This is a genomic window from Rhizobium esperanzae, assembly GCF_002204185.1.
Lineage (GTDB): Bacteria > Pseudomonadota > Alphaproteobacteria > Rhizobiales > Rhizobiaceae > Rhizobium > Rhizobium esperanzae.
Window position 1 is genome coordinate 144,890 of the sequence record NZ_MXPU01000005.1, and the last position, 24,086, is coordinate 168,975.

The 24,086-nt window shown below is 61.3% G+C and carries 27 protein-coding genes and 2 pseudogenes; 11 read left to right on the plus strand and 18 right to left on the minus strand.

The genetic code is table 11. From position 1 onward, the window contains the following. Positions 1-15: 15 nt before the first annotated feature. The 5 genes from B5E41_RS09105 to B5E41_RS09125 form a co-directional block, all read right to left on the minus strand. A complete protein-coding gene (locus B5E41_RS09105) occupies positions 16-2,004 on the minus strand; it encodes an alpha-amylase family glycosyl hydrolase (RefSeq protein ID WP_088392916.1) in 1,989 nt (662 codons plus the stop codon). Between the two features lie 159 nt (positions 2,005-2,163). Further along, positions 2,164-3,477 (minus strand): NAD-dependent dihydropyrimidine dehydrogenase subunit PreA, encoded by a 1,314-nt coding sequence (preA, locus tag B5E41_RS09110; protein WP_088392918.1) that lies wholly within the window; start codon positions 3,475-3,477, stop codon positions 2,164-2,166. Between the two features lie 15 nt (positions 3,478-3,492). Continuing rightward, on the minus strand, positions 3,493-4,854 hold the full coding sequence (locus B5E41_RS09115) for an NAD(P)-dependent oxidoreductase (protein ID WP_088392920.1): 1,362 nt from the start codon (positions 4,852-4,854) through the stop codon (positions 3,493-3,495). A gap of 402 nt (positions 4,855-5,256) precedes the next feature. Further along, positions 5,257-6,252 carry a sensor histidine kinase gene (locus tag B5E41_RS09120; protein WP_176439368.1) on the minus strand — a complete coding sequence of 332 codons (996 nt, stop codon included), beginning with the start codon at positions 6,250-6,252 and terminating at the stop codon, positions 5,257-5,259. A gap of 187 nt (positions 6,253-6,439) precedes the next feature. Continuing rightward, positions 6,440-7,234 (minus strand): response regulator, encoded by a 795-nt coding sequence (locus B5E41_RS09125; protein ID WP_020922074.1) that lies wholly within the window; start codon positions 7,232-7,234, stop codon positions 6,440-6,442. Positions 7,235-7,481: 247 nt separating this feature from the next. Between B5E41_RS09125 and B5E41_RS09130 the strand changes: the two genes are divergently transcribed. After that, positions 7,482-7,688 (plus strand): NepR family anti-sigma factor, encoded by a 207-nt coding sequence (locus B5E41_RS09130; RefSeq protein WP_088392922.1) that lies wholly within the window; start codon positions 7,482-7,484, stop codon positions 7,686-7,688. 9 nt (positions 7,689-7,697) lie between these two features. Then, positions 7,698-8,255, plus strand: a complete 558-nt coding sequence (locus tag B5E41_RS09135) for an RNA polymerase sigma factor (RefSeq protein WP_011426507.1) — start codon at positions 7,698-7,700, stop codon at positions 8,253-8,255. 194 nt (positions 8,256-8,449) lie between these two features. Here the strand turns inward: B5E41_RS09135 and B5E41_RS09140 are convergent, their stop codons facing one another. The 5 genes and pseudogenes from B5E41_RS09140 to hemP all read right to left on the minus strand — a co-directional run bounded on the left by B5E41_RS09140 (position 8,450) and on the right by hemP (position 10,569). Continuing rightward, the gene (locus tag B5E41_RS09140) at positions 8,450-8,848 is read right to left on the minus strand and encodes a hypothetical protein (protein WP_064811149.1); all 399 of its coding nucleotides are present in this window, start codon (positions 8,846-8,848) and stop codon (positions 8,450-8,452) included. A gap of 9 nt (positions 8,849-8,857) precedes the next feature. Next, positions 8,858-9,202, minus strand: coding sequence for a glycine zipper domain-containing protein (locus B5E41_RS09145; RefSeq protein ID WP_064804467.1), 345 nt, complete (start codon positions 9,200-9,202; stop codon positions 8,858-8,860). Positions 9,203-9,348: 146 nt separating this feature from the next. Further along, positions 9,349-10,144: pseudogene (locus tag B5E41_RS09150) on the minus strand (heme ABC transporter ATP-binding protein). Positions 10,145-10,153: 9 nt separating this feature from the next. Then, positions 10,154-10,315, minus strand: coding sequence for a hypothetical protein (locus tag B5E41_RS09155; protein ID WP_176439356.1), 162 nt, complete (start codon positions 10,313-10,315; stop codon positions 10,154-10,156). 71 nt (positions 10,316-10,386) lie between these two features. Continuing rightward, entirely contained in the window at positions 10,387-10,569 is a 183-nt protein-coding gene (hemP, locus tag B5E41_RS09160) for a hemin uptake protein HemP (protein ID WP_088392926.1), read from the minus strand. A 177-nt stretch (positions 10,570-10,746) separates the two neighbouring features. On the opposite strand from hemP, the pseudogene B5E41_RS09165 reads away from it, so the two are divergent. From B5E41_RS09165 to hmuQ, 5 genes and pseudogenes are all read left to right on the plus strand, one after another. Beyond that, positions 10,747-11,168 (plus strand): annotated as a pseudogene (locus B5E41_RS09165) (hypothetical protein). 57 nt (positions 11,169-11,225) lie between these two features. Continuing rightward, positions 11,226-12,527 carry a TonB C-terminal domain-containing protein gene (locus tag B5E41_RS09170; RefSeq protein ID WP_088392928.1) on the plus strand — a complete coding sequence of 434 codons (1,302 nt, stop codon included), beginning with the start codon at positions 11,226-11,228 and terminating at the stop codon, positions 12,525-12,527. Positions 12,528-12,636: 109 nt separating this feature from the next. Next, a complete protein-coding gene (locus B5E41_RS09175; protein WP_088392930.1) occupies positions 12,637-13,107 on the plus strand; it encodes a DUF2325 domain-containing protein in 471 nt (156 codons plus the stop codon). After that, on the plus strand, positions 13,040-13,312 hold the full coding sequence (locus B5E41_RS09180) for a hypothetical protein (RefSeq protein ID WP_088392932.1): 273 nt from the start codon (positions 13,040-13,042) through the stop codon (positions 13,310-13,312). The genes B5E41_RS09175 and B5E41_RS09180 overlap by 68 nt, the downstream gene beginning before the upstream one ends. Positions 13,313-13,321: 9 nt before the next feature. Further along, positions 13,322-13,636, plus strand: a complete 315-nt coding sequence (hmuQ, locus tag B5E41_RS09185) for a heme-degrading protein HmuQ (protein WP_088392934.1) — start codon at positions 13,322-13,324, stop codon at positions 13,634-13,636. A gap of 65 nt (positions 13,637-13,701) precedes the next feature. On the opposite strand, the gene B5E41_RS09190 is transcribed toward hmuQ, so the two are convergent. Continuing rightward, positions 13,702-14,073 (minus strand): DUF423 domain-containing protein, encoded by a 372-nt coding sequence (locus tag B5E41_RS09190; protein WP_088392936.1) that lies wholly within the window; start codon positions 14,071-14,073, stop codon positions 13,702-13,704. Then, positions 14,070-14,465: a group II truncated hemoglobin gene (locus B5E41_RS09195; RefSeq protein WP_088393247.1), complete on the minus strand. Its 396-nt coding sequence runs from the start codon at positions 14,463-14,465 to the stop codon at positions 14,070-14,072. Before B5E41_RS09195 ends, B5E41_RS09190 begins: the two co-directional genes overlap by 4 nt. Before the next feature lie 162 nt (positions 14,466-14,627). Here B5E41_RS09195 and B5E41_RS09200 point away from each other — a divergent pair, with 162 nt between their 5' ends. From B5E41_RS09200 to B5E41_RS09215, 4 genes are all read left to right on the plus strand, one after another. Further along, positions 14,628-15,191 (plus strand): TetR/AcrR family transcriptional regulator, encoded by a 564-nt coding sequence (locus tag B5E41_RS09200; RefSeq protein ID WP_088392938.1) that lies wholly within the window; start codon positions 14,628-14,630, stop codon positions 15,189-15,191. An 18-nt stretch (positions 15,192-15,209) separates the two neighbouring features. Continuing rightward, on the plus strand, positions 15,210-15,551 hold the full coding sequence (locus B5E41_RS09205; protein ID WP_088392940.1) for an SMR family transporter: 342 nt from the start codon (positions 15,210-15,212) through the stop codon (positions 15,549-15,551). Between the two features lie 192 nt (positions 15,552-15,743). Next, positions 15,744-16,529, plus strand: coding sequence for a ThuA domain-containing protein (locus B5E41_RS09210; RefSeq protein WP_064811139.1), 786 nt, complete (start codon positions 15,744-15,746; stop codon positions 16,527-16,529). A 9-nt stretch (positions 16,530-16,538) separates the two neighbouring features. Next, the gene (locus B5E41_RS09215) at positions 16,539-17,582 is read left to right on the plus strand and encodes a Gfo/Idh/MocA family protein (RefSeq protein ID WP_088392942.1); all 1,044 of its coding nucleotides are present in this window, start codon (positions 16,539-16,541) and stop codon (positions 17,580-17,582) included. 149 nt (positions 17,583-17,731) lie between these two features. Here B5E41_RS09215 and B5E41_RS09220 read toward each other — a convergent pair whose 3' ends face one another. The 6 genes from B5E41_RS09220 to B5E41_RS09245 form a co-directional block, all read right to left on the minus strand. Further along, positions 17,732-18,127, minus strand: coding sequence for a DUF1236 domain-containing protein (locus B5E41_RS09220; RefSeq protein ID WP_088392944.1), 396 nt, complete (start codon positions 18,125-18,127; stop codon positions 17,732-17,734). A gap of 130 nt (positions 18,128-18,257) precedes the next feature. Continuing rightward, positions 18,258-19,370: an ABC transporter permease gene (locus tag B5E41_RS09225; RefSeq protein WP_088392946.1), complete on the minus strand. Its 1,113-nt coding sequence runs from the start codon at positions 19,368-19,370 to the stop codon at positions 18,258-18,260. A 1-nt stretch (position 19,371) separates the two neighbouring features. Beyond that, positions 19,372-20,499, minus strand: coding sequence for an ABC transporter permease (locus B5E41_RS09230; RefSeq protein WP_088392948.1), 1,128 nt, complete (start codon positions 20,497-20,499; stop codon positions 19,372-19,374). Beyond that, complete coding sequence (locus B5E41_RS09235; RefSeq protein WP_088392950.1) at positions 20,496-22,241, minus strand: ATP-binding cassette domain-containing protein; 1,746 nt, start codon at positions 22,239-22,241, stop codon at positions 20,496-20,498. Before B5E41_RS09235 ends, B5E41_RS09230 begins: the two co-directional genes overlap by 4 nt. Then, positions 22,238-23,248: a secretion protein HlyD gene (hlyD, locus tag B5E41_RS09240; protein ID WP_088392952.1), complete on the minus strand. Its 1,011-nt coding sequence runs from the start codon at positions 23,246-23,248 to the stop codon at positions 22,238-22,240. Before hlyD ends, B5E41_RS09235 begins: the two co-directional genes overlap by 4 nt. Continuing rightward, positions 23,245-23,949, minus strand: coding sequence for a CerR family C-terminal domain-containing protein (locus tag B5E41_RS09245; protein WP_088392954.1), 705 nt, complete (start codon positions 23,947-23,949; stop codon positions 23,245-23,247). The genes hlyD and B5E41_RS09245 overlap by 4 nt, the downstream gene beginning before the upstream one ends. Positions 23,950-24,086 lie beyond the last annotated feature (137 nt).

The window sequence follows — 24,086 nt, forward strand, 5'->3', positions numbered from 1 at the left end:
GGAGTGGTATTTGAGTCAGAGGCCGGCGTCTTCGGCTCGCGAAATGCCGGCTTGCCAGCTTTTCATGGGTACACCTGAGGCGTTTCGCCGGTTCCTGACTTTTGCGGGTGCGAGAACCAAAGCGATATCGCCGTTCAATACCCAACGCCGCTGGAAATCATAGGGCCGGCGCCCGCTGCCACCATATGAGGGATCTTCACTTGACCACGAGAGACGCCATTGATGACCTTGTGATGGAGCAAAAAGCGGATCCGGCAGACTGTCCATCACGAGATCATTGCCGAAGTTGATCAGCAATAATTTCTCGTCAGACGGTTCCTCCGCGAAGAACCTCAGGAGAAAGGCGGTGCCGGACAAGATACTGCCGTCCAACTGGCCATCACGGGCGCAGGCCTGGCGAGAAAATGCCTTATCTGTCTGACGCAGATTCAGCAGGTCGCGATGAAGCCGAACGACTGCCGCGTTCCTCTCCCATTCGGCCCAATCAAGCTTCACCTTGTCGAATGTCGCGCGAGCACATGGATCCGCCATGTGTCTGATAAGTTCTTCATCCTTCAGGTTGGGGAATTGGCTGATAAAACTGCGCCGTCCCTGCCGTACGATGTCGGCGATTTCTCCAGTGTGATCGGCGAAATAATAGAACGGAGAAGAGGAACCAAACTCCTGCCCCTGAAAGAGCATGGGCGTCTGCGGCCCCAGCAGCTGGAGCGCCGTCAGGGCTCGAAGGCGAGCCGGTGATGTTATGTGGCCGATCCTGGCTCCTGTGCCGGAGTTGGCGACCTGATCGTGATTTTGGAGAAAGTGCACGAAATTCCACGGCTTGAGGTCGAGCCCCGCAGTACCCCGTGGTTTGTCCTGCCAATCATATCTTTGTCCCTGAAACAGGCAGCCATATTTGGCGGCGGAAACGAGTTCCTGAGCCGTACCGCGATGATCATGAAAATAGGCTTCATTGCGCCCCGTCAGCGCTACCGTCGCGGAGCGGTGGAAATCCTCATTGCACAAGGCGTCCAGCCCATGCCCTCCCACCTTGGCCGGCCGCACCATATTGGTTTGTTGCGGCTCATTTTCGCTAACGAGATAGATTTGACGCTGTCTCGCTGCTGCGCGAGCTTCCCTGGCGATGACCGTGACTATGTGTTCGCGGCTTGAGTCGAATAAGGCCTGCGTTGCATCGATGCGCAATCCATCAAAATGAAATTCGTCGATCCAATAAGCCGCGTTCCTTGCGACGTATTCGCGAACGCCACGGCTGTTCGGACCATCGAAGTTGATCGACTTGCCCCACTCATTCGAGTAACGGTCGGTAAAATAATCTGGTGTGAATTCGCAAAAACGCTCGCCTTTACCGAGGTGATTGTAGACGACGTCGAGGATCACCCCAATGCCGATCCGGTGGGCTTCGTCGACGAAGGCGCGCACATCATCCGGTGGTCCATAGAGCCGGGTCGGAGCATAGAGCAACGTGCCGTCGTAACCCCAGCCGAACTCGCCTTCGAACTCGTTGATCGGCATTACTTCGAGGCAGTTGATGCCAATCGACCGAAGTTTTGTCAGCTTCTCCCGGGCTGCCGCAAAGGTGCCCTCCCTTGTGAAGGTGCCGATGTGCATCTCGTAGAGAGCAGCTCCGAAGGCTCGGATTCCTCGCCACTCTTGATCATTCCACTGATACCGCGCCGGATCGACGACAACGGACGGCCCCGATGGACCATCCGGCTGAAAACGCGAGGCGGGATCGGCAAGAAGATCACCTGCGTCTCCAAAGTGAAACCGGTATTGCGTCCCTGCAGCCAGGCCGGGCAGATAGAGGCAGAAGTAGCCGCCGTCCTCCGCCGTCATCTCGTATTCGGAATTTTCCTCGATGACGAGGAAACAGCGCTCTCTGGCAGGAGCCCATAGTCGGAACGAAACGCCGCCGGCATCAACCTCCGCTCCGATCGGGAGACGTCGGCTCGAACTGGGGGGCACCGGTTTCGACTTTTCGCTGCTCAAGTTATCGTGCATGGCTCTCTCGTGGAGATCGCCTGCGCTAACTTTGGCAGCGTCATGATGTTCCCGGAATTGCTTTTCGCGACCTTTCGGGCAGCCCATCACGCCCGAAATCTGCGTTTACGGTACAACGCAGTGCCGCGAACCGAGCTTGTCCGCGGCACTGGAAAGCCGTCATTCCGCCGCTTGGCGGGCCATCGGATTGTTCGGGTGGGTCGTCCAGTTGGCATAGTTCGGATCGACGACGCGGCCGGTGCGCTTGTCGATGGTGCCGGCGGCAAGCGGTTCCATGGTGATGCAGTTCTCGACCGGGCAGACGTTGACGCAGAGATTGCAGCCGACGCATTCCTCTTCGATTACCTCGAAATGGCGCAGTCCGTTGACGACATTGGTGATCGCCTGGTGCGAGGTGTCCTCGCAGGCGATGTGGCAGCGGCCGCATTTGATGCAGGCGTCCTGGTCGATCTTCGCTTTGGCGACGTAGTTGAGGTTCAGATATTGCCAGTCGGTGACGTTGGGCACGGCGCGGCCGGTAATGTCGTCGAGAGTGCGATGGCCCTTTTCGTCCATCCAGTCGGAGAGCCCCGTTATCATCTCCTGCACGATCTTGAAGCCATAGGTCATCGCCGCCGTGCAGACCTGGACGTTGCCGGCGCCGAGAACGAGGAATTCGGCTGCGTCCCGCCAGGTAGTGATGCCGCCGATACCGGAGATCGGCAGGCCGTAGGTCTCTGGATCACGAGCGATCTCGGCCACCATGTTGAGAGCGATCGGCTTGACCGCCGGGCCGCAATAGCCGCCATGGCTGCCCTTGCCGCCGACCGTGGGGTTGGGGGCGAAGTTGTCGAGATCGACCGACACGATCGAGTTGATCGTGTTGATCAGCGAGACGGCATCGGTGCCGCCGGCCTTGGCGGCGCGGGCAGGGCGGCGGATGTCGGTGATGTTGGGCGTCAGCTTGGTGATGACGGGCATGCGGGTGTGTTGCTTGCACCAGCGCACGACCATTTCGATATATTCCGGCACCTGGCCGACGGCCGAGCCCATGCCGCGCTCCGACATGCCGTGCGGACAGCCGAAATTGAGTTCGATGCCGTCGGCGCCGGTCTCTTCGACGACAGGCAGGATCGACTTCCAGGCCTGTTCCTCGCAGGGCACCATGATCGAGGCGATCAGCGCCCGGTCCGGCCAGTTCATCTTCACCTGCTTCATTTCGCGCAGGTTGGTGTAGAGGTCGCGGTCGGTGATGAGCTCGATATTGTTGAGGCCCAGCAGGCGGCGGTCGGCGCCGAAGATCGCGCCGTAGCGCGGACCGTTGACGTTGACGACGGGCGGGCCTTCCTCGCCGAGCGTCTTCCAGACCACACCGCCCCAGCCGGCCTTGAAGGCACGCTCGACGTTATAGGCCTTATCGGTCGGCGGCGCCGAGGCCAGCCAGAACGGGTTCGGGGATTTGATGCCGACGAAATTGTTGCGGAGATCAGCCATTGTTCATTCTCCCCTTCAAGCAACCGCGACAGCCGGAGCGGCTGTTGCGGAGAGGGCGCGATGGATGGATTCAGCCGCGTCGCGGCCATGGGCGACGGCGGAAACCGTGAGATCTTCGCCGCCGAAGACGCAGTCGCCGCCGGCCCAGACGCCGTCGAGCGAGGTGCGGCCTTCGACGTCGACGGCGATGCGGCCGGACTCCATGCGCAGCGCACCGAGGCCCGCGGCATCAAAGGTCTGGCCGATCGCCTTGAAGATCTGGTCGGCGGCAATTACGCCGGTCTCGCCGGTGCCGACGAGGCGGCCTTCGACGATCTTGGTGTATTCCACTTCGATCGCGGCAACTTTGCCGTCCTGCGATAGGATCGATTTCGGCGCCAGCCAGTGGCGGATGATGACGCCCTTCGAGCTGGCCAGATCCTGCTCGTATTCGGAGGCGTTCATGTGCTCCTTGCCGCGGCGGTAACAGATGGTCACTTCCTCGGCGCCAAGCAGCTTTGCCTGCACGGCAGCGTCGATTGCCGTCATACCGCCGCCGAGCACCACGACGCGGCGGCCGATGGCGATTTCGCCTTTGTCTTCAGCCTGGCGGAGCGCAGCGATGAAATCGACGGCGTCGTCGACGCCGGCTAGGTTTTCCCCCTCGATACGCAGCGCATTGACGCCGGCAAGACCTATGCCCAGAAAGACGGCGTCATATTGCGACTGCAGATCGGAGAGCGAGAAATCGCGGCCAAGGAGGGCGCCGTGGCGGACGTCGATGCCGCCGACCGAGATGATGTAATCGACTTCCTGCTGGGCGAAATCGTCCACTGTTTTATAGGTGGCGATGCCGTATTCGTTGAGACCGCCGGATTTTTCCCTGCCGTCGTAAATCGTGACGGAATGACCCTTCACGGCTAGACGATGGGCGGCGGCAAGACCTGCCGGACCGGCGCCAACGACGGCGATCCTTTTGCCGCTCGCTTCGGCCCTGACATAGAACTGTTTGCCCACCTGCATGGCGGCATCGGTCGCATAACGCTGCAGGCGACCGATTTCGACGGGCCGTTCCTCGGCCGTGTTGCGCACGCAGGCCTGCTCGCACAGCTCTTCGGTGGGACAGACGCGGGCGCACATGCCGCCGAGAATGTTCTGGTCGAAGATCGTTTTGGCCGAACCCAGCGGATTGCCGGTCGAAATCTGCCGGATGAAGAGCGGAATGTCGATCGAGGTGGGACAGGCGGTCATGCACGGCGCGTCATAACAGAAATAACAGCGGTCGGCGGCGACCAGCGCCTCGTGATTGTCGAGGCGCGGATGCAGATCGGAAAAATTAGCGTCATACTCGGCGGGCGAAAGCCGGCCGGCATGAATCCCAGTTTCCAGTCGTTCCATTGAAGTTCCCTCATTTTTGGTAAACGGCCTGTGAGGAAAAGCGTAACTCAGGTTTAAAAATTTATCAAACGGTAAAATTTTGACGGATGCTTCTGGAGGAGGCGCCGGTAAATATCTGTTTTTTAAGTATTAATTTCCTCAGTTCTGACCGATGATTTATCTGAGCGTGCGGCGAGGGAGGATCATCGGAAAAAAGATCAAAAAAACATGATTTTTTTCGAATGGCAGGGAACCAATCTTAAGCTTCGCCGTTATTGCGGTATCCGGATGGTGATCGCATCGACCCAACATGCGCGCCCCCAACCCACTATCCGGACGTACTCACGGTCCCCTCCCGGTGAGTGAAGACAGCCGGTGCGCCGCCCTCGCACCGGCTGTTTTTCGTTATTGGCGATGTCGGCTTCACACACGCTTGAAGATTTCGAATTCGGTTTCCGGAATAGTCAGACGATATTCGATGCGGCCGGGCACAAGGCTCAATTCCGCTTTGCCGTTGACAGACGAGGGCACGACACGCTCCAGCACGGTGCGGCCGAAGCTGTTGTCGCTGAACTCATGGACTTCCGACTGGTCCTGCAGCACTTCGGCCCAGACGATCTCGATCGCCTTTCTGTCGTTGATCATCGCTTCGCGGCAGTTCAACGTGATTGAGGCGGCGCCGCCTGATATTGCCCCGTAGGAAGCGGAATTGACAATGAGCTCGTGCAGGGCGAGGCCGAGATGCACGGCGGCATTCGGCGTCAGATGGGCATTGATGCCGTAGATCGGCATGGAGCCTGATGTCTCCGGCCAGTAGGGAGCGAACTGTTTTTCGGCGAGCTCGAAGAGATAGGCGCCCCGCCAGCTCGAATCCGTGACGAGGTCCTGGGAATTGGAAAGCGATTGCAGCCTGCCGCGGAACTTGAGGAGGAAGCTGTCGAGCGAGAGCGTGTTGCGCGCAGTTTGGGTCGCAATGCCCTGAATGATGGCGAGAAGATTCTTCGAACGGTGTGATAGCTCACGCAGCAGCGATTTCAGCACTTTTTCACGATGCCGGCTTTCAGTGACCTCAGTCATCACGGATAGAAGTCCAAGCGTGCCGCGGTCGCCGGTGCGTTGGATCTTCAATTCATAGGTACGCATTTCCCCGTCGACGTCGATCTCGACCTCGGCATTGTTGGGAATGCCAGTCTCCAGCACCTTGCGTTTCAGCGCCGTCAGATATTGCCCATGGACATCGCCGAATAGGGCGGCATCACTGCCGCCGGGCATAAAAAGCGCTGCGAAATGCGGCGGCAGATTTTCGGCGTAGAAGATTGAAAGCCGGGCGTCCTGGCAGAGGATCGAAATCCCGGCGCTGCCGAGCGCCCGCTCCATCATTGCGGCTTTGCCTTCGAAGGTGAAAGGCGTGCCCGACAATGGTTCAGTCGTATTCACTCGGCCGCCTTTCCCTGTGACATCTCGGAGCGTCGCTTAACGGAACGCCGCGCCACCCCTGCCAACTCTAGAATAAAGCGCTGCAAAAACCGTTAAATTCATCGGGCGCCCCGGTAGCACCGGAACGCCTGTCTCGGCGGTTTGGTTCCGAGGACCGGAAAATTGCGTCTCAGGCGGCTACCTTGGTCGATTCATTGAAGAAAAGCGCTTGACTGATCAGGGCTTTGACCATGTCGGGATTGAACGGTTTGGTGACCAGGAAAGTGGGTTCGGGGCGTTCGCCCGTCAAAAGCCGTTCCGGGAACGCGGTGATGAAGATCACCGGCACGCTCGACGTCTTGAGGATGTCGTTGACGGCGTCTATGCCGGAACTGCCGTCGGCAAGCTGGATGTCGGCGAGCACCATGCTCGGCTTTGTCTTGTTGTAGAGCGCTACGGCTTCGGCATGCGTACGGGCAATGCCGGTGACGCGATGGCCGAGGCTTTCGACCATCTGCTCTATATCCATGGCGATCAGCGGTTCATCCTCGATAATCATGATGTCGGTTGCAACCTGACGGGAGATTTCCTGCGAGGCCTTGTCGAGCAACTGCATGACGTCCTGTTCATCGAGTTCGAGAATTTCCGCGATTTCCGCAACGCGAAAATTCTCCACCGAAGCGAGCAGGAAGGCCTGACGGGCGCCCGGCGAAACCTTGGACAGGTTGAGCGTGGCGCGCTGTTCCCATGCATAAGGGGAAGTCGGCTCCGGAATCTGCACCGCAGTGGAACCAAACAGTTGCGTGAACAGTTTGTAAAGTGCGACCCGGTCATTGGCCGTATCCGGGAAAATCGACAAATCGGCTATAATGGCTTCGAGAACGGCAGCGACGTAAGCATCGCCTGAAGTCTGGGTGCCGGTAAGGGCGCGGGAATAGCGACGCAGATAAGGAAGGTGCGGCGCAATTCGAGTAGAAAGTGTCATCAAGGGCTCCCGTATGCAGGCCGGTCGTAGGTTCAATGAGCGGTTAACGCTGCCTTGGTAAAAAAGTTCCGGAACGGCAGGAACTTTTTTTGTCGGGCCGCATTATTCCACCCGACAAAGAAAGGGCGTAGCATTTTGATCCATGCCGCGGCAAATATCAGCGATATCGATAGTGGAACGGTCGGTGTCGATGGTTGATTTCTTGATTGCACGCCTCCGGAACAGATAACGGTGAGAAGACGAGTTGATGACTACACGCAATAAAGAGGCGGCGGATCAGCGGAAGCTGGAGCTGCGGGCAAGCGATATTCTGGACCCGAACAACCAGATCGGCGTCAAGCTGCGGTCGCTTTATGCCGCGGTACAGGAAGAGGCGATTCCCGATCGTTTTCTCGACCTTCTCGAAAAGCTCGACCATGCTGAAATGATGGCTTCTGCCAAGATGGCCGAATAGGATCGCCGCATGGAAGAGAAACTGCAACCCAGCTTTAAGCGGGAATTGCTGGCGGCCCTCCCTAGCCTTCGCGCTTTTGCCATTTCGCTGATCGGACGCCACGATCGCGCCGACGATCTCGTCCAGGACACCATCATGAAGGCCTGGGCCAAGCAGGACCATTTCGAGATGGGCACCAATATGAAGGCCTGGCTCTTCACGATCCTGCGTAACGAACTCTACAGCCAGATGCGCAAGAGCGGTCGCGAGGTGCAGGACAGCGACGGGCTGTTCACGGAATCGATGGCCATGCATCCCTCGCAGTATGGCGCGCTCGATCTGCAGGATTTCAAGAAGGCGCTCGATCAGCTGCCGCCGGACCAGCGCGAGGCGATCATCCTCGTCGGCGCCTCGGGATTTTCGTACGAAGAGGCGGCCGAAATCTGCGGCTGCGCTGTCGGCACCATCAAAAGCCGCGTCAACCGGGCGCGGCAGCGCCTGCAGGAACTGCTGCAAATTTCAGGCGAGGCCGATTTCGGCCCGGATGCGACCTCGGCGCCGCTGACATCGAAGGCTTTTGCGTTCTGAGAGGTGTACGTGGAGCCGATCGGCTCTTCGGAGCGCCGGCTTCTGCCTCGGTGGGGCCGGGGGAATGGGCGCATTCGCGTAAAGGTTGCTTGGGCGCCACCTCTCCACCCCCATTCCTGTGGCAAGCACAGGAATGATGGAGGTTAGCATGTTGCCGCTATCAGTAACCGCCGCCAAGGCTTTGTCGTTCTCCCTTAATCCTCCCGCTTCGAACCCATAAGATTGGCCGCGACGATGGCGGCCAGCACCCCGGCGGTGAGCAGCGGTTGGGCGCGGACGAGGCCGATGCCGACCGTCGCCAGAGATTCCAGCGCCGCACGGCGATCGCGGGCGCGGCGTGCCTCGCGGGCGTTGATGATCGACATCACCACCAGCACTATGATTGCAATCAGCAGCGCGCCGACGGCCAGGAAGAGGACGGCGGCAAGCGGACCGTAGATGCCGGCGAGCCAAATGGCGCCGGCGGCCACCGCCAGCGCATAGGCTGTGAGGAGGAAGAGCGCGGCAAGCGCGATGAAGATGCTGTTGCGTTTGACGCGCGCAACGGTCCGATGCACGCTTGCGCCCGTCAGCAGGCTGAGGATCGAGAGCATCGCGCTTCCTCAGCGACGAGCGAGGAAGGCGATGGCCAAGCCCAAAGCGGCAGCGGCGCCAATGGTTGCCAGCGGATGATTGCGCACCGTCTCGCGCATTTCAGTCGCGCCGCGCTCGTAACCGTGCTGCAGCTCGCGCAGCAGATCCTCGCTGCGGCCGAGCAGTTCCTCAAAGCCAGCGCTTGCCTGGCTGCGAAGCTTCTCGCTCTGATGGCGTGAGTTCTTGCCGACGAGGCGCGTGAGTTCGGCGAGCTCGTCGCGCAATGCCTCGATCTGTTCTTCGATGCCGGATTCAAGATGGTGGAAGGTGCCGTTGCGGCGGCTGCGGCCGGACTGGAAGATAGAATAGCTCATGGCTGTCTCCGTTGGCTGGGCGTGCGCAAGCCCGCCTGTTTCGCACGAGGGTCACCACCGTCCGTTGCATGAATGATGTCGCCCGGCATTGACCCAGATCATTGCCGACAACGTGTTGAAGGGGCAAAAGTTCCGCCTGCGCAGGCTCAGGCACGGGAGAGGGCGCTGTGGGCGAGCACGAAACCCGTGCCGTCGGCCGGGATTTGGTTAATCCGCAGCGCGCACCCAAACACCGAGAGCATCGTCGCGTCGGTCATCACCTCCTCGATGCTTACGGCGGCTGTGAGCCGGCCGGATTTCATCAGCACGGTGCGGTCGGCAAAAAGCGCAGTCAGGTTGAAGTCGTGCATGACGGCGATAACGCCGCCGCCGCGCTCGTAGAACGTGCGGGCGAGGGACGTGATGGTCAACTGGTGACTGATGTCGAGGCTCGAGGCCGGCTCGTCAAGCAGCAGCCAGCAGGGCTTGCCGTCGACGACGGGCTCGGAGATCCGGCAGAGCACGCGGGCAAGCTGCACGCGCTGCTGCTCGCCGCCGGAGAGTTCCTGGTAAAAGCGGCCTTCGAAGCCGACAAGGTCGACGGCGGCGAGGGCGGCCGCCGCCGTCTGATCTGATTTGCCAGGGTGCAGGTTCGGGCCCGCGGTCAGACCCATGCGGGCGATCTCGCGCACGGGTGAAGGGAAAGGAGATGGTGCTTGCCTGCGGCAGCACGCCGCGAATGGCAGCAAGCTGCTAAGGCTTCAGCCCGTTCACCTCGTTGCCGCCGATGCGCACGCAACCATGATAGGCGAGCTCGCCTGATATCGCCCTCATCGTCGTCGTCTTGCCGGAGCCGTTCGGCCCGGTGATCGCTGTCAGCTCTCCGGCCTTTGCGGTGAAAGCGACGTCGCTGATGATGGCCTTGCCGGATAGGCGCACGGAGAGGCCGGACAATTCGATCATCTCAGTCACTCACCATGTTGCCCAGAGGACAAGGCGCGAACGCTGCCGCAGCAGGATCCACAGGAACGGCCCGCCGACCGCCGCGATAATGATGCCGATCGGCGGTTCGGCCGGGGCGACGAGGGCTGCCTCTGAGATCTTCAGCTGGGCGGCGAGGTCGCGCTCGCGCATCTTCGGATTCTCGGCGCGAAACGCCCGGATTTCCGCTGACGCCGGTCTTGTCTGCCCGGTCCTGTCTTACCCTACTTTTTGAGAATGAGCTTGCCCTGGCGGGTGATCTTCAGGCGACAGTGCAAGCCGTCGTGTCTGATCATGATCTCGTTCGTGCCGCGGAAAAGATCCGCGTTTTCGACGATCCGGTGCTGCGCCGCAGGCTCGCTCTGCAGTGGCGCATGCTTAAAGCTATCTGGCTTTTCAGCCATCATTTCGGTTGGCAATTTCGTGGGGCCGGGGGTGAGGGTTCCCCGCTTGTGATGACAAATATCTTGACTTTAGTACTCATAGTTTTCTAAAGACGCAATAGGAGACTAATACAGTCAAGTTTTTGAGATTGCTGATTTGAGGCCGCCTCGAGGTGGTTCGCGACAATAGCGGAGAAGATGATGACGGTGAAGTTTGCGGCTGTAGCGGCCGGCATGATGATGGCGGTTTCAAGTGTAGCCCAAGCGCAGGACGCGGCAGGCGCCAAGCTGGATGTCGAACTCAACGCTCTGGCGCCATCGCAAAAGGGCTGCATGATGACCTTCGTTGCTGAGAACAATCTTCAGGCGCCGATCAACAAGGTCCCTTCGAACTCGCCTTCTTCAACGACAGGAACGCCGTCGACCGCATCACCGTTCTCGATTTCCGCGATCTGCCCCAGGGCAAGAAGCGCGTGCGCCAGTTCGACATGCCGAATGTCAAATGCGAGAGCGTGACCCGCATCCTCATCAACGACACGCCGGTCTGCGACGGGCCGGCTGCCGGCGAATGTATGAAGGGTATCGTCACCCGCTCGCAGAGCTCCGTCCCCTTCGAGGGATAAGAAGACGCCGGGGATGAACCCCGGCGGGCATGTTTCAGGCTGTCCGAGGCGTAGACAATGGCGATTTCAGCGAAGTCCAGATCGAGACGCGTGCTCATCGGGGAGGCGGACGCCGGCGGCAGCCTGAATGAGAATATGCCCGGGATGCATCCCGGCCACGAGCTTTCCGAATTGCGCAACGCGCAGCGGCAGCCGGCCGGCGAAACGGTGTTCCACTACACGCGTTTTGCGCAGATATCCTCCTTTCCCGATCATCCGGAAAGCGTGCCGGCGGCTACCGTTCCTCCGCCGCCGATGGACGCGGCGGTGGAAAAGCAGGAGGACGAGCAGAAGCCGGTGCGGCGGCGGGTGGCGCTGAGTTGCGCCGGCTCGTTCTTCTTTCATGCTGCGTTGGCCGCCACGCTGTTTGCCGTGATGCCTGCGCCCTCGGATGAGACGCTGATGGAGGCGGGCGAGGCGATCAGCGTGGTCATGCTCGGCAGTTCCGACGCCGATCAGAGTGCAGCCGGCGAGACTGAAGTGACGATACAGGAAGAAGTGGTCCCCGAGGCTGTTGAACCCGATACGGTTAAGCCAGTCGAAACAGCGGAAGTACAGCCGGAAACCGTGCAGCCGGCTGACGCAGAGCCGGTCGAGACCGTCCAGCCTGTACAGGACGTTACGCGTCAGTCAGCCGAGACGGTTGCGACTGCAGAACCGGAAGTTCTCGTATCGGAAACCTCTGCCGAAACGTCCGTCGCACAGCCAATGTCGACGGTGGTGCCGGAACAGCCAGTGAGCGAACCGCCAACGGCAGCTGCAATTCAATCCGAATCCGAAGAGATCAAGCCTGTCGAGGCGGCTCCTGTTTCTCCCGAGTCGGAACCGCCGACAGAAGTGGTTATTCCGCAATCGAAGCCGAAGCTGGAGAAGCCTGTAGAAAAGAAGGTGGCGGAAAGAAAACAGCCTCCGAAGAAAGCACAGGGTTCGGAAGGCGATGCCAAGCAGGAATCTCGCAGAGGAGCTGCCGACGGTCAAGCTGACACCAACTCCGATAACGATTCGCGGACATCCGGGGGCAGGGAAGGCGCTGGCGGTGCTTCTCAGGCAAATTACACGGGTAAGGTTTTTTCGCGCCTATCTCGTTGTATCGACCGGCTGAAGTCGCAATATCGGGATACTGCGGTATCCCTAAGAGTTCGCGTCATGGTCAATAGCGACGGAAATGTCACCTTATCGCGCATCACTAGAGGCTCCGGAATGGCCGACGTGGATAACGCGGTTCTAGGCAGCCTGAATTCCTGCAATGTTCCCGCTTTGCCTGATGGATGGGGGGCTTCGCACACATTCGACTTTCCGGTCCAAGTCACAGCCCGATAAAATATGATAAGAGTAATCAACTTTATACTTTACTACAAAAATCAAGTTTAATAAGGTCCGTTCGCACACGCAGGAATCGTGTGACGATCAACGAGCGAACGGGTGGTAAATGGCTCGCAAGGGCAAGAAGGGTTCGAACCGGGAGGTCCGCGACAGCGCGGGCGAGGACGCAAGTCAGGCATCCCCCGGACGGTCCAAACTGGATGGCCGCAGTTTCCTCTATGTCGGCGGGCGTGACTGCCAGGTGGCGCATCTTCGCCAAATCTGCAGCAATTTCGGCGCCGAGCTCATTCATCACGACGGCGGCTTGCGCGAAGCGGTTTCGCGCATCGATACCGTGCTTCCTTCGGTCGACTGCGTGTTCTGCCCGATCGACTGTATCAGCCACGATGCCTGCCTTCGGGTGAAGACCGGCTGCAAGAAGTTCGGCAAGGCCTTCATCCCGCTGCGCAACGGCAGCAAATCCAGCCTGGAGCGTGCGCTGCAGACGATGAACGAACGAGACAATTCCGATGAACGACCAGCATCCCGACGGCTTCACCATGATCGGCCTACACAAGCTTGCCGCGCAGAGCAGTGACGGCCTCGTGCCCGAACTCTACCAGCTTTTCCAGCAGCATGCCGAACGCCGGCAGTTCCATCCGAATGTGATACTCTTCCCGACCTGGGAGGCGCGCATGCCCGGCGAAGCGACGACGAGACCGCTTGGCCCGGCGGCGGCAAACGGCAAAAATATTCTCGCCTTTCCCGCGCTTGCGGCAAGGGCGGGTAAGAGGAAGGGGTAGGGAGATTTCATGTATATCGCAATGAACCGCTTCAAGGTCGCAGCCGGCAGCGAGAGTGATTTCGAGACGGTCTGGCGCAATCGCGATTCCAGCCTGGCCGAGGTGCCCGGTTTCGTCGAATTCCGCCTGCTGCGCGGCAGGGTCAATGGAGAGGAGGGTTATACGCTCTACTCCTCGCATACGGTCTGGCAGAGCGAAGCGGATTTTCAGAGCTGGACGAAGTCGGAGAACTTTCGCGCGGCTCACCGCAATGCCGGAGACCGCAAGGCGATGTACAAGGGGCCGCCGGTTTTTGAGGGTTTTAATGTGGTCGACGGGATTTAAGGCTTGGCCTTATGGAATGCCGGTGCCTCCTCCTCCTCTTCTCCCCGCTGGGAGACGGGGTGACTCTACGCTCTGACCTGAAACACAGCACCCGCCGCCACAGCCAGCCAGCCGAGCATCATCGCCCAGCCGCCGGTCGGCGCGGCATAGGGGAAGAGGCCGGAACCGGAAAAGCGCAGCGTGACGAGATCGCCGGCAAAGAGCAGCGTTCCCACGATCATCAGAAAACCGGCCAGCCAGGCGGTTTTGAGCTTGGCGGTGCCGAGAGCCAATGCCAGCAGGGCGGGGGCGTGGGCAAGGCACATGGCGGAGGCGGATGCTGCAAGGTTGGCTTGCCCGCCGCCATGGGCGGCAAGGGCGGCGAGCGCCACGCCGGCGACGCCGAACAGGCCGGCAAAGAGATAGAGCACCGGCTCCAGGCGCGTGTTCAGGCTCATGACTCTTCCTTGTTTTGCATGTGATGGGCGAGGCGTTCGACCGGCGCCCAGATCAGATCGCGCAGCGCCTGGCTCGATATCGTCTCGTCGAGCGCGCGGCGGAAACAGAGCAGCCATTCGTCGCGCTCGACCGGGCCGATCTCGGCGACGAAATGGCGGCTGCGCAGGCGCGGATGGCCGCGCTTGTCGGTATAAAGCGGCGGGCCGCCGAGATAGCCGGTCATATATTCGTAGAATTTCTGTTCGCTGCCTTCGAGGCTCGGCGGGTGCACGGCACGCACGTTACTTGCCTCCGACAGCGTATCCATCAGCGCATAGAAGCGGTTGGTCAGCGCCCGCACGGTGGGATCGCCGCCGATCGCTTCGTATAGAGTGGTGACCTTCTCCGTCACGAAACCATCCCCGATATCATTCCCCCGACCCTTCATGCACCTGATGGAAAACGTTCGCAACTGTCATCAAGGTGCCGCGGCATTTCGCGCATAATGCCCGTGGGGCAGGGTTTTGCACCGAATCTTCTTGACAAAACCGTCTGGACGGTATCTTTATTTTGCATGTCAAACGCTCATCATCGTAAGAAACAACCGGCTCTCGTGCGCCAGGAATTGCTGGAGGTCGCAGCGCGTCTTGCCGCCAGCGTGGGCATGGCGGCCGTGACACTCGATGCGGTCTCCGCCGCCTCCAGCGTCAGCAAGGGCGGATTGCTGCATCACTTCCCGACGAAGAATGCCCTGCTCGACGCGCTTTTCGAGAGCCTGCTCGAAAGGTTCGATACGGATATCGAGGAGCTGATGCGCGGCGATCCCGTGCCGCAGGGGCGCTTCACCCGGGCCTATCTCAGGGCGGTGTCCGGTCTCAAGGATCGCCCGGACGATTCCAGGAGCTGGACGCAGGTGACGATCGCGCTTCTCGCCGAACCCAGGCTGCGCCTTCGTTGGCGCCAATGGGTGCAGGCGCGGGCTGAGGAATATGTCGGCACCGACTCCTCGCTCGATGCACAGATCGTGCGGTTCGCCGCCGACGGGCTGTGGTTCGCCGACACGTTGGAGAGCCACGACATCAGCAGTGCTCTGAGGCGGAATCTCATCAGCCGTCTTGTCGAGCTCACGGGAAAGTAATCCGAAAAGGAATTCGTCATGAGCCAGGCCGCCATCTATGGGCTGCTCTTTGCGGCCATCGTGCTCGAAGTCATCGGCACTACGGCGCTGCAATTGTCGCAGCAGTTTACCCGCATCGGGCCGACGGCGCTTGTCGTCGCCTGTTATGCGGCGGCCTTCTATTGCCTGTCCGTGACGCTGAAGAGCATTCCCGTCGGTATCGCCTATGCGATTTGGAGCGCTTTGGGAATCGTGCTGATTTCTTCGGTCGGCCTGATCTTTTTCAAGCAGCGCCTCGACCTGCCTGCCATTATCGGCCTCGGACTGATCATATCGGGCGTCATCGTCGGCAATCTGTTCTCGAAATCCGTTTCTCATTGATTTCATTGTTATATCTCACAGGGTCCTCCGGAGTCTCACGAGAGAAAATTTCCCCTTTGTCAAACTCCTGACAAAGCGCTATGTGTTGCTCGGACGTTGTGGAGATCGAGGCGTACCCGGCGCCTTTTTCCAAAGCGCTTTGAATTCTGCCTTCCCACCTAACGATCCTTCCAGCTTCCAGAGGAGCACAGCATGGCCATACGCACCGTCGTCTGGGGAGAGAACATCCACGAGAATACCAATGCGGTCGTCCGGGGCATCTACCCCGAAGGCATGCATACGACGATCGCCAATGCGCTGAATACCGACCCCGGCATCTCCGCCACCACGGCGACGCTGCAGGAGCCGGAACATGGGCTGAGCGAAGCCCGGCTTGCCGAAACCGATGTGCTGACCTGGTGGGGCCACAAGGATCACGGCGCGGTGTCAGACGTCGTCGTCGAGCGTGTCGCCAAGCGCGTCTGGGAGGGCATGGGCCTTCTCGTCCTGCATTCCGGCCATTTCTCGAAGATTTTCAAGCGGCTGATGGGCACGCCCTGCGCGCTGAAATGGCGCGAGGCGGGCGAGCGCGAGCGGCTGTGGACGATCAACCCGCGCCATCCGATCGCCGCCGGCATCGGCGAGCATTTCGAGCTGGAGAACGAAGAAATGTATGGCGAGCAGTTCTCGGTGCCGGAGCCGCTCGAAACGGTGTTCATCTCCTGGTTCCAGGGCGGGGAAGTGTTCCGCTCGGGCCTGACCTGGCGCCGCGGCGCCGGCAACATCTTCTATTTCCGCCCGGGCCACGAGACCTATCCGACCTATCACGACGCTACGGTGCAGAAGGTGCTGATCAACGGCGTCAAGTGGGCCTATAACCCCGAGGGCGCGTTGACTGCCATTACCGACGCTCCAAATGTGCCGGTGGAAAAGGCATTGGAGCCGATCGTCGAGCGCGGCCCGAAACTGCACCAGGCCGGCGAAGCCGGTTACCGCTGAGGAGCATCCATGCGACTACTCGTTCTTGGCACGGGCGTGATGGCGAAAAACCAGCTCACCCACTTCAGCAAAATCGACGGCGTGACGGTGGTTGGCGCCGTCGACACCGATCCCGACCGGCTTTCCGCCTTTGCCGACAAGTTCAATATCGAAAAGCGTTTTCATTCATTGGATGACGCGATCGCCTGGGGCGATTTCGATGCGGCGACGAACATCACGCCCGATCGCATCCATCACCCGACCACCATGGCGCTGATTGCGGCCGGCAAACATGTGCTCTGCGAGAAGCCGCTGGCGGAAAACTATCCGAAGGCGCTTGACATGACGGAAGCGGCCGAAAAGGCCGGTATCATCAACATGGTGAACCTCACCTATCGCAACGTCGCGCCGCTGCAGCGCGCCCGCGAGATGGTGCTCGCCGGCGAACTCGGCACGATCAAGCATGTGGAGGCTTCCTATCTCCAGAGCTGGCTCGTCTCGCGCGCCTGGGGCGACTGGCGCACCGAATCGACCTGGCTGTGGCGGCTTTCCACCGGCCACGGCTCGAACGGGGTGCTCGGCGATGTCGGCATCCACATCCTCGATTTCGCCGCGTATGGCGCCGCGACCGACATCGACCACGTCTTTGCCCGGCTGAAGACCTTCAACAAGGCGCCGGGCGGCCAGATCGGCGAGTATATGCTCGACGCCAATGACAGCTTTACCATGGCTGTCGATTTCGCCAACGGCGCGCTCGGCGTCATCCATGCCAGCCGCTGGGCGACGGGCCATCTGAATGAGCTGAAGCTGCGCATCTATGGCGAAAAGGGCAGCCTCGAGGTCATCCATCGCCCGGCCGAGTCCGAGTTGCGGGGGTGCCTCGGAGAGGATGCCGAGACCGCCACCTGGAAGGAGATCGAAGTGCCGCCGGTGCCGACCAACTACCAGCGCTTCGCCGACGCGGTGGCAAGCGGTATCCAGCCCGACCCGAACTTCCGCCACGCCGCCAACCTGCAGAAGGTGCTCGACCTTGCCATGACGACCGAGCGCGAGCGGCGCGAGCTGAAGGTCTGATATCTGTTGGGATATGGAAGCCGGCGATCAGACGGCGGTTTGCCGTGCTATGGCGCGCCGATTGATCGTTGGTGCAAACGTAGAAAAAGGGCCCCACCGAAGCGGGGCCCGAGGTAGTCGAGCCGCAGCAGGCGGTCTCGACCGCTTGATTATTCGATGACCTGCACGACTCGATGGGTGCGGGGTTCAACGATCACACGACGGTCGTTGACGACGGTATAGGCGTATTTCGGGTTGTCGGGCACCGGAGTGACGACGACATCGGCCGGAAGCGGCTTGCCGACGACGATCGGCTGCTCGACGACCACAGAGGAGGTCGGGGCCGGTTGCTGCTCGACATAGGTGACGACCTCGCGCGGCGGCGGATCGACAACGGCACCGGCGACACCGCCGGCTACGCCGCCGATGGCGGCACCCACAGGACCACCGACGATCGCGCCGGTGATGGCGCCACCAGCTGCACCGGTGACCGCTCCGTCAGCCAGAGCATTGGTGGCAAGCGACGACAGCGCAAGGGCGCCGGAGACAAGTATGATCTTGTACATTTTGCTTCTCCTTTGCTGGGGTTGCACTCGACTAACGACGCCATGAAATCGAGGTTCCCGCAGCAAAGAGTCACGCTTTGGAAGGCCGGTTCATATTCTGTGAGGCGGCTGACGCATCCACCAGGAGGAATTATTCCAAGCGCCGGCGGAAGAGCCAGGCGGCAGCACTGAGCGTAACGGTGGCGATCAGCGCCAGCGGAATCGTCTGGTTCACCACCTCGCTCAAAGGGATATTCTTGAGGAAAACGCCTTTGACGATCACCAGGAAATAGCGCAGTGGATTGACGAAGGTTATCGGCTGCAGCCAGCCCGGCATGTTTTCGATCGGGGTCGCGAATCCCGAGAGCAGCATGGCCGGGACCATGAACAGAAAGGCGCCGAGGATCGCCTGCTGCTGCGTCATTGACAGGGCGGAGATGAAAAGACCGAGGCCGGCGACCGAGCCGAGATAAAAGATCGCACTGCCGTAAAGCAGGAAGAGCGAGCCGCGCAGCGGCACCTCGAAGAGGAAGACGGCGGCGAGGATATAGACGGTGATATGGAAGAGGCCGATCATCATCGGCGGGATCAGCTTGCCAATCAGGATCTCGTGGAGGCGCAACGGCGAGACCATCAGCTGGTCGAAGGTGCCGAGCTCGCGCTCGCGCGCGATCGACAGCGCCGTGACGATCAGGCCGATGAGGAGCGCGATGCTGGCGATCAGGTTCGGCACCATGAACCATTGATAGGTGAGGTTGGGGTTGAACCAGTTGCGCGGCACCGATGAGACGATGCTGGCGCCGGCGCGCTTGCCGGCCGGCGTTTCGGCGGCAAGCGCCGCGCCGATCTGCGAGAGATAGCCCGCAACGATCTGCGAGGCGTTGGAGCGGCGGCCGTCGAGCACCACCTGCAGGTCGGTCGGCGTCCCTGCTTCGATATTGCGAGAGAAATCCGGGCCGATTTCGACCGCGGCGATGACCGTCTGATTGTCGATCGCGACCTGGACCTGCGCCTGTTCGGCAGCGATCTCGATATTGCGGAAGGTCGGCGAGCCATCGATGCGCTCGATCAGCTCCTGGCCCCAATGGCCGCTGTCGCGGTTGAGGATCATGACGTCGACATTGCGCACTTCGAGCGTCGCCGCATAGGAAAAGACGAGGAGCTGGACGATCGGGGGGCCGATCAGGATGGCGCGGCCCTTGGGGTCGCGCAGCACGGCGAGCAATTCCTTGACGATGAGGGCGTAGAGCCTTGTCCATCCCATCTCAGCCGATCCTCTTTCTGGTGCTGCGTGCGGCGAGCACGAACATGACGCCGCCGATCGTCAGCATGACCGAGATTGCTCGACCGAACATTGGCCAGATGTCGCCGGCGAGAAACACCGTCTGCAGGCTGGGGATCAGGTAGCGGGCCGGCACGATCAAGGTGATCCACTGGATGATCTTGGGCATGGAGTTGATCTCGAACAGGAAGCCCGAGAGCAGAAAGGCCGGCAGGAAGGCGGAGATCAGCGCCAGCTGCGAGGCGAGAAACTGGTTCTTGGTTGCCGTCGAGATCAACAGGCCTTGCCCGAGCGCCGGGATCAGGAAGGCGGCCGACAGGGCATAAAGCCCGGCGACCGAACCGCGGAACGGCACGCCGAAGAGAAAAACCGCAAGCAATACACAGAGCGTCATCGAGGTGAGGCCGAGTAGAAAATAGGGCAGGATCTTGCCGGCAAGCAGCTCGACGGCCGTCACCGGCGTCGCCATCATTGCTTCCATCGTCCCGCGCTCCCATTCGCGGGCGACGACGAGCGAGGTCAGCAATGTGCCGACCAGCGTCATGACGATGGCGATCGAGCCCGGCACGAGGAAGTTGCGACTGGTCAGCTCCGGATTGAACCAGAAGCGCTGCTCGACCGCGATGGCGGGGCTATGGGAGGCGACGTCCGCCTGTCTCTGCTGTTCCCAGTTGGCAATGGCGCCTTGCGCGTAGTTTTGTACAAAATTCGCCGTGTTCGGATCGGAGCCGTCGACAATCACCTGGACCTGCGGGCGGTTGCCGGCGGTGTAGCGGGTGGTGAAATCGGCGGGGATAACGACGATGCCGCGTACCTTTCCGATCACCAGATCTTCTTCGAACAGGCGGCGGTCACGGCCGATCACCACGTCGAAATAGCGCGAGGCGCGGAAGCTGGCCGCGAGGTCCTGGGTCAGCGGCGTCATCTCCTCGGTCACGAGGCCGATGCGGGTGCGCGTTGTATCCAGCGAGACGCCGTAGCCGAAGAGGAAGAGCAGGATCAGCGGCAACACGAAGGCGATGAGGATGCTGCTCGGGTCGCGGATCGCCTGGAAGCTTTCCTTGCGCACCAGAGCTGCAAGACGCCGGAGCCGGCCGGAAGAAATCCTCATGCTGCATCCTCCGCTTCCGATTGCTGCACGAGCGCGATGAAGGCGTCCTCCATCGTCGGGTCCGGCGCATCCTTTGTCGCGACACGTGCCTTCAACTCATCGGGAGAACCGAGCGCGATCGAACGGCCGCGGTAGATCAGCGAAATGCGGTCGCAATACTCCGCCTCGTCCATGAAATGGGTGGTGACGAGCACGGTGACACCCTTTTCGACCAAGCCATTGATATGCGTCCAGAACTCGCGGCGAGTGATCGGATCGACGCCGGAGGTCGGTTCATCGAGGAAGAGGGCGCGCGGTTCGTGCATGACGGCGCAGGCAAGCGCCAGGCGTTGCTTGAGCCCGAGCGGCAGATCCTTGGCGGGCCCGTGGGCGTGGCGGCCGAAATCGAATATATCGGCCATCAGCTCTATGCGCTCTCGCCTGCGCTGGCCGCGAAGGCCATAGACGCCGGCGAAGAATTCCAGGTTCTGCATGACTGTAAGATCGCCGTAGAGCGAGAATTTCTGCGCCATATAGCCGAGCTGATTGCGCGCTTCGGCAGCGTCGCGGCGAAGATCGAAACCGGCGACGCGGCCTTCGCCGCCGGTCGGTTTCAACAGGCCGCAGAGCATCTTGAAGGTGGTGGACTTACCGGCGCCGTTCGGGCCGAGCAGGCCGAAGATCTCGCCGCGGCGAATATCGAAGCTGATATCGTCGGCGGCGGTGAAATCGCCGAAGCGCTTGGTCAGGCCCCTGGCCTCGATCACCGGGCGGTCGCCCTCGGCTTTCAGCGGCTCTTGCGCTTCGGCGAGCCGGGAGCGGCCGCCGGGGCCGCCGCCGAGCATATCGACGAAGGCGTCCTCGAAACGCGGTGGGGCGGGGGAAAGCGATGCGCCGTCGCCGGCCTTGCCGATATCGGGCGTCTTGCCGCTGGCGGCGACGAGGCGGATCGCCTCGCCCTGGATCACGCCGTCGATGACCCCATCGGCCTGCAGGAGTTCGGCGAGAACCTGCCGACGGCGGCCAGTGACATCGGAGACCCGGAAGACGCGGTCGCTGACGCGCTCGGTCATTTCATCCGGTTTTCCCGAGAAGAGCAGTTTTCCCTGGTTCAAGAGCAGCACGTGGTCGCAGGCTTCGGCCTCGTCGAGATAGGCGGTCGACCAGACCACGCCGATGCCTTCCCTGGTCAGGTTCTCGACCATCTTCCAGAGGTCGCGGCGCGAGATCGGATCGACGCCGACGCCCGGTTCGTCGAGCAGCAGCAGACGCGGCTTTTTCAGAAGCGCGCAGGCAAGGCCGAGCTTCTGTTTCATGCCGCCGGAGAGCTTTCCGGCGAGCCTGCCGGTGAAGCGCTTGAGGTCGGTGAAGGTCAGCAGCTCGTCGAAGGCGCCGGTGCGTTCGCTCCTCGGCAGGCCGCGCAAATCGGCATAGAGGTCGAGGTTTTCCTGCACCGAGAGATCCTCATAAAGACCGAAGCGCTGCGGCATGTAGCCGATCGCCGCCTGAATGCCGGCGGCGTTCTTTCTGGTGTCGAAGCCCAGAACTTCCATCGTTCCGGTGTCGGGCAGCATCAGGCCGGTCATCAGCCGGATCAGCGTCGTCTTGCCGGCGCCGTCGGGGCCAACGAGGCCGGTGATCGCGCCGCCGCCGATGGTGCCGGAGACGGCGCTAAGGGCTGCAGGCGCACCGCCGAAGCGTTTGGTGACGCCGTCGATCCGAACGAGCGGCCTGGCGTCCCGACCGGGTTCGGGGGCAGTCATTGTCCGCCTGCCGGCGGCGCGGACAGCCGCACGGTGACCGGCATGCCCTGCCGCAGGTCGGGGCCGGGTCTGTCGATGACGATCCTCAGGCGATAGACGAGATCGGTCCTCAGTTCAGGCGTTTCCACCGATTTCGGCGTGAATTCGGCGACCGGCGAGATGAAGCCGATGGTGCCTTCATAGGGCTTGTCGGGCGCAGTATCGGAGGCGACGGATACTTTCATGCCCGGGTGGATGCGGCCGAGATCGGGTTCGGCGACATAGCTGCGCACCCAGACCGGCTCTGTCAGGGAGAGCACGAAGACGGTATCGGACGGCGAGACGATCGCGCCGTTCTCCCGCACCCGCGAGAGGATGACGCCGTCGTTCGGAGCACGCAGTTCGGTGTCTGCGAGCGAGGTTCGGGCCGAGGCGAGTGTGGCCTCGGCGGCCTTCAGCTGGGCGTCGGCGGCGGCGATATCCTCGACGCGCGAGCCTTCCTGCAGCAGCTTCAGTGCCTCGCTGGCCGATTGCGAGCGGGCGGCGGCCATCGCCTTTGCGGCGGTCGCCTGGTCGAGGTTCGCTTCGGAAATCGTGCCCTGCGGGCGAAGCTGGCGGGCGCGGTCGTAAGCGAGGTTGGCATTCTGCAGATCCGCCAGGCTTTCGTCGTAGGCAGCTCGCGCCTGTGCGATCTCGGTCGGCCGCGGGCCAGCCTTCAGCTTGTCGAGCGTCGCGCGAAGGGCCGCGGCATTGGCCTCACCGGAGCGGACGGCGAATTCATAGGGCGCAGCGTCGAGCTTCGCCAGGACCGTGCCGCTCTTGACGACATCGCCCTCGTCGACGCGCAGTTCGGAGAGGCGGCCGCTGACGCGGAAGCCGAGCGAGACCTGACGGATATCGACATTGCCGTAAAGGACGAATTCGCGCCGCGCCTCGGGCAACCAGCCGAACCGCTCGGGCAGGCCGTACCACCAGGCGGCACCTGCTGCAAGGAGGAGAAGGATCGCGATAGGAAGGATGCGTTTCATGCTGCGCCTCCTTTCGGCGGGCCGATGACATCGACCAGTTCGGCAGCAAGGCCCCGCAAGATTTCCACCTGTTTCGGGCCGAAGGCGTCCCATTCCATCTGGGCGAGTACGGCAGCATGGGCGAAGCGGAAGATGAGGATGCTGCCGACGAGGTTGAAAGTGCGCAGGCGCACATGTTCGGACGCCGGATCTTCGCCAAGAATGGCGCCGACCAGGCGCCGGCCCATTTCGATCATCGGCCTCATGATGCCCCGATAGACCCGCTTGAAAGCCTCTGTCGGTTCCATCTGCTCGCGGATGAGGAAGCGGGCCCAGGGTTCCGATTCCTTGGCGACGAAGAGCGTCACCATGGTCTGGAGAACTTCGGTCAGGAAGAGGCGGGCGTCGGCTTCACCGAGCGGCTCGCCGGCTGCGTCGAGCGCCATCAGATGCGCGCCGATGCGCGCCCTCATGCCGCTGACATGCGCATCGATCCTCATCATCAGATATTCGGCGGTGGCGATGTAGAGGCCTTCCTTGCTGCCGAAATAATAGGGGATCGCCTGCAGGTTGACGCCGGCGGCTTCGGTCAGCTGGCGTGTCGAGGCGCCATCGAAACCGTAGCGCCCGAACACGTCGAGCGCGGCGCTCAGCATCTTCTGGCGCGTGATCTCGGCACGGGCTGAAGCCGGCTGATTTGGATAGTCGCGTTCTCGGCTCATGATATTTTATAGCGCCGCTAATGAAATAAGTCAATCGATTGATTATTTCCGCGATGACCCTTCCTGTCGAGGACGCAAGCTGCGACTTTGCCCTACCCTGGATCAGGATGAATTCCACGCACGGCGCTTTAAGATGC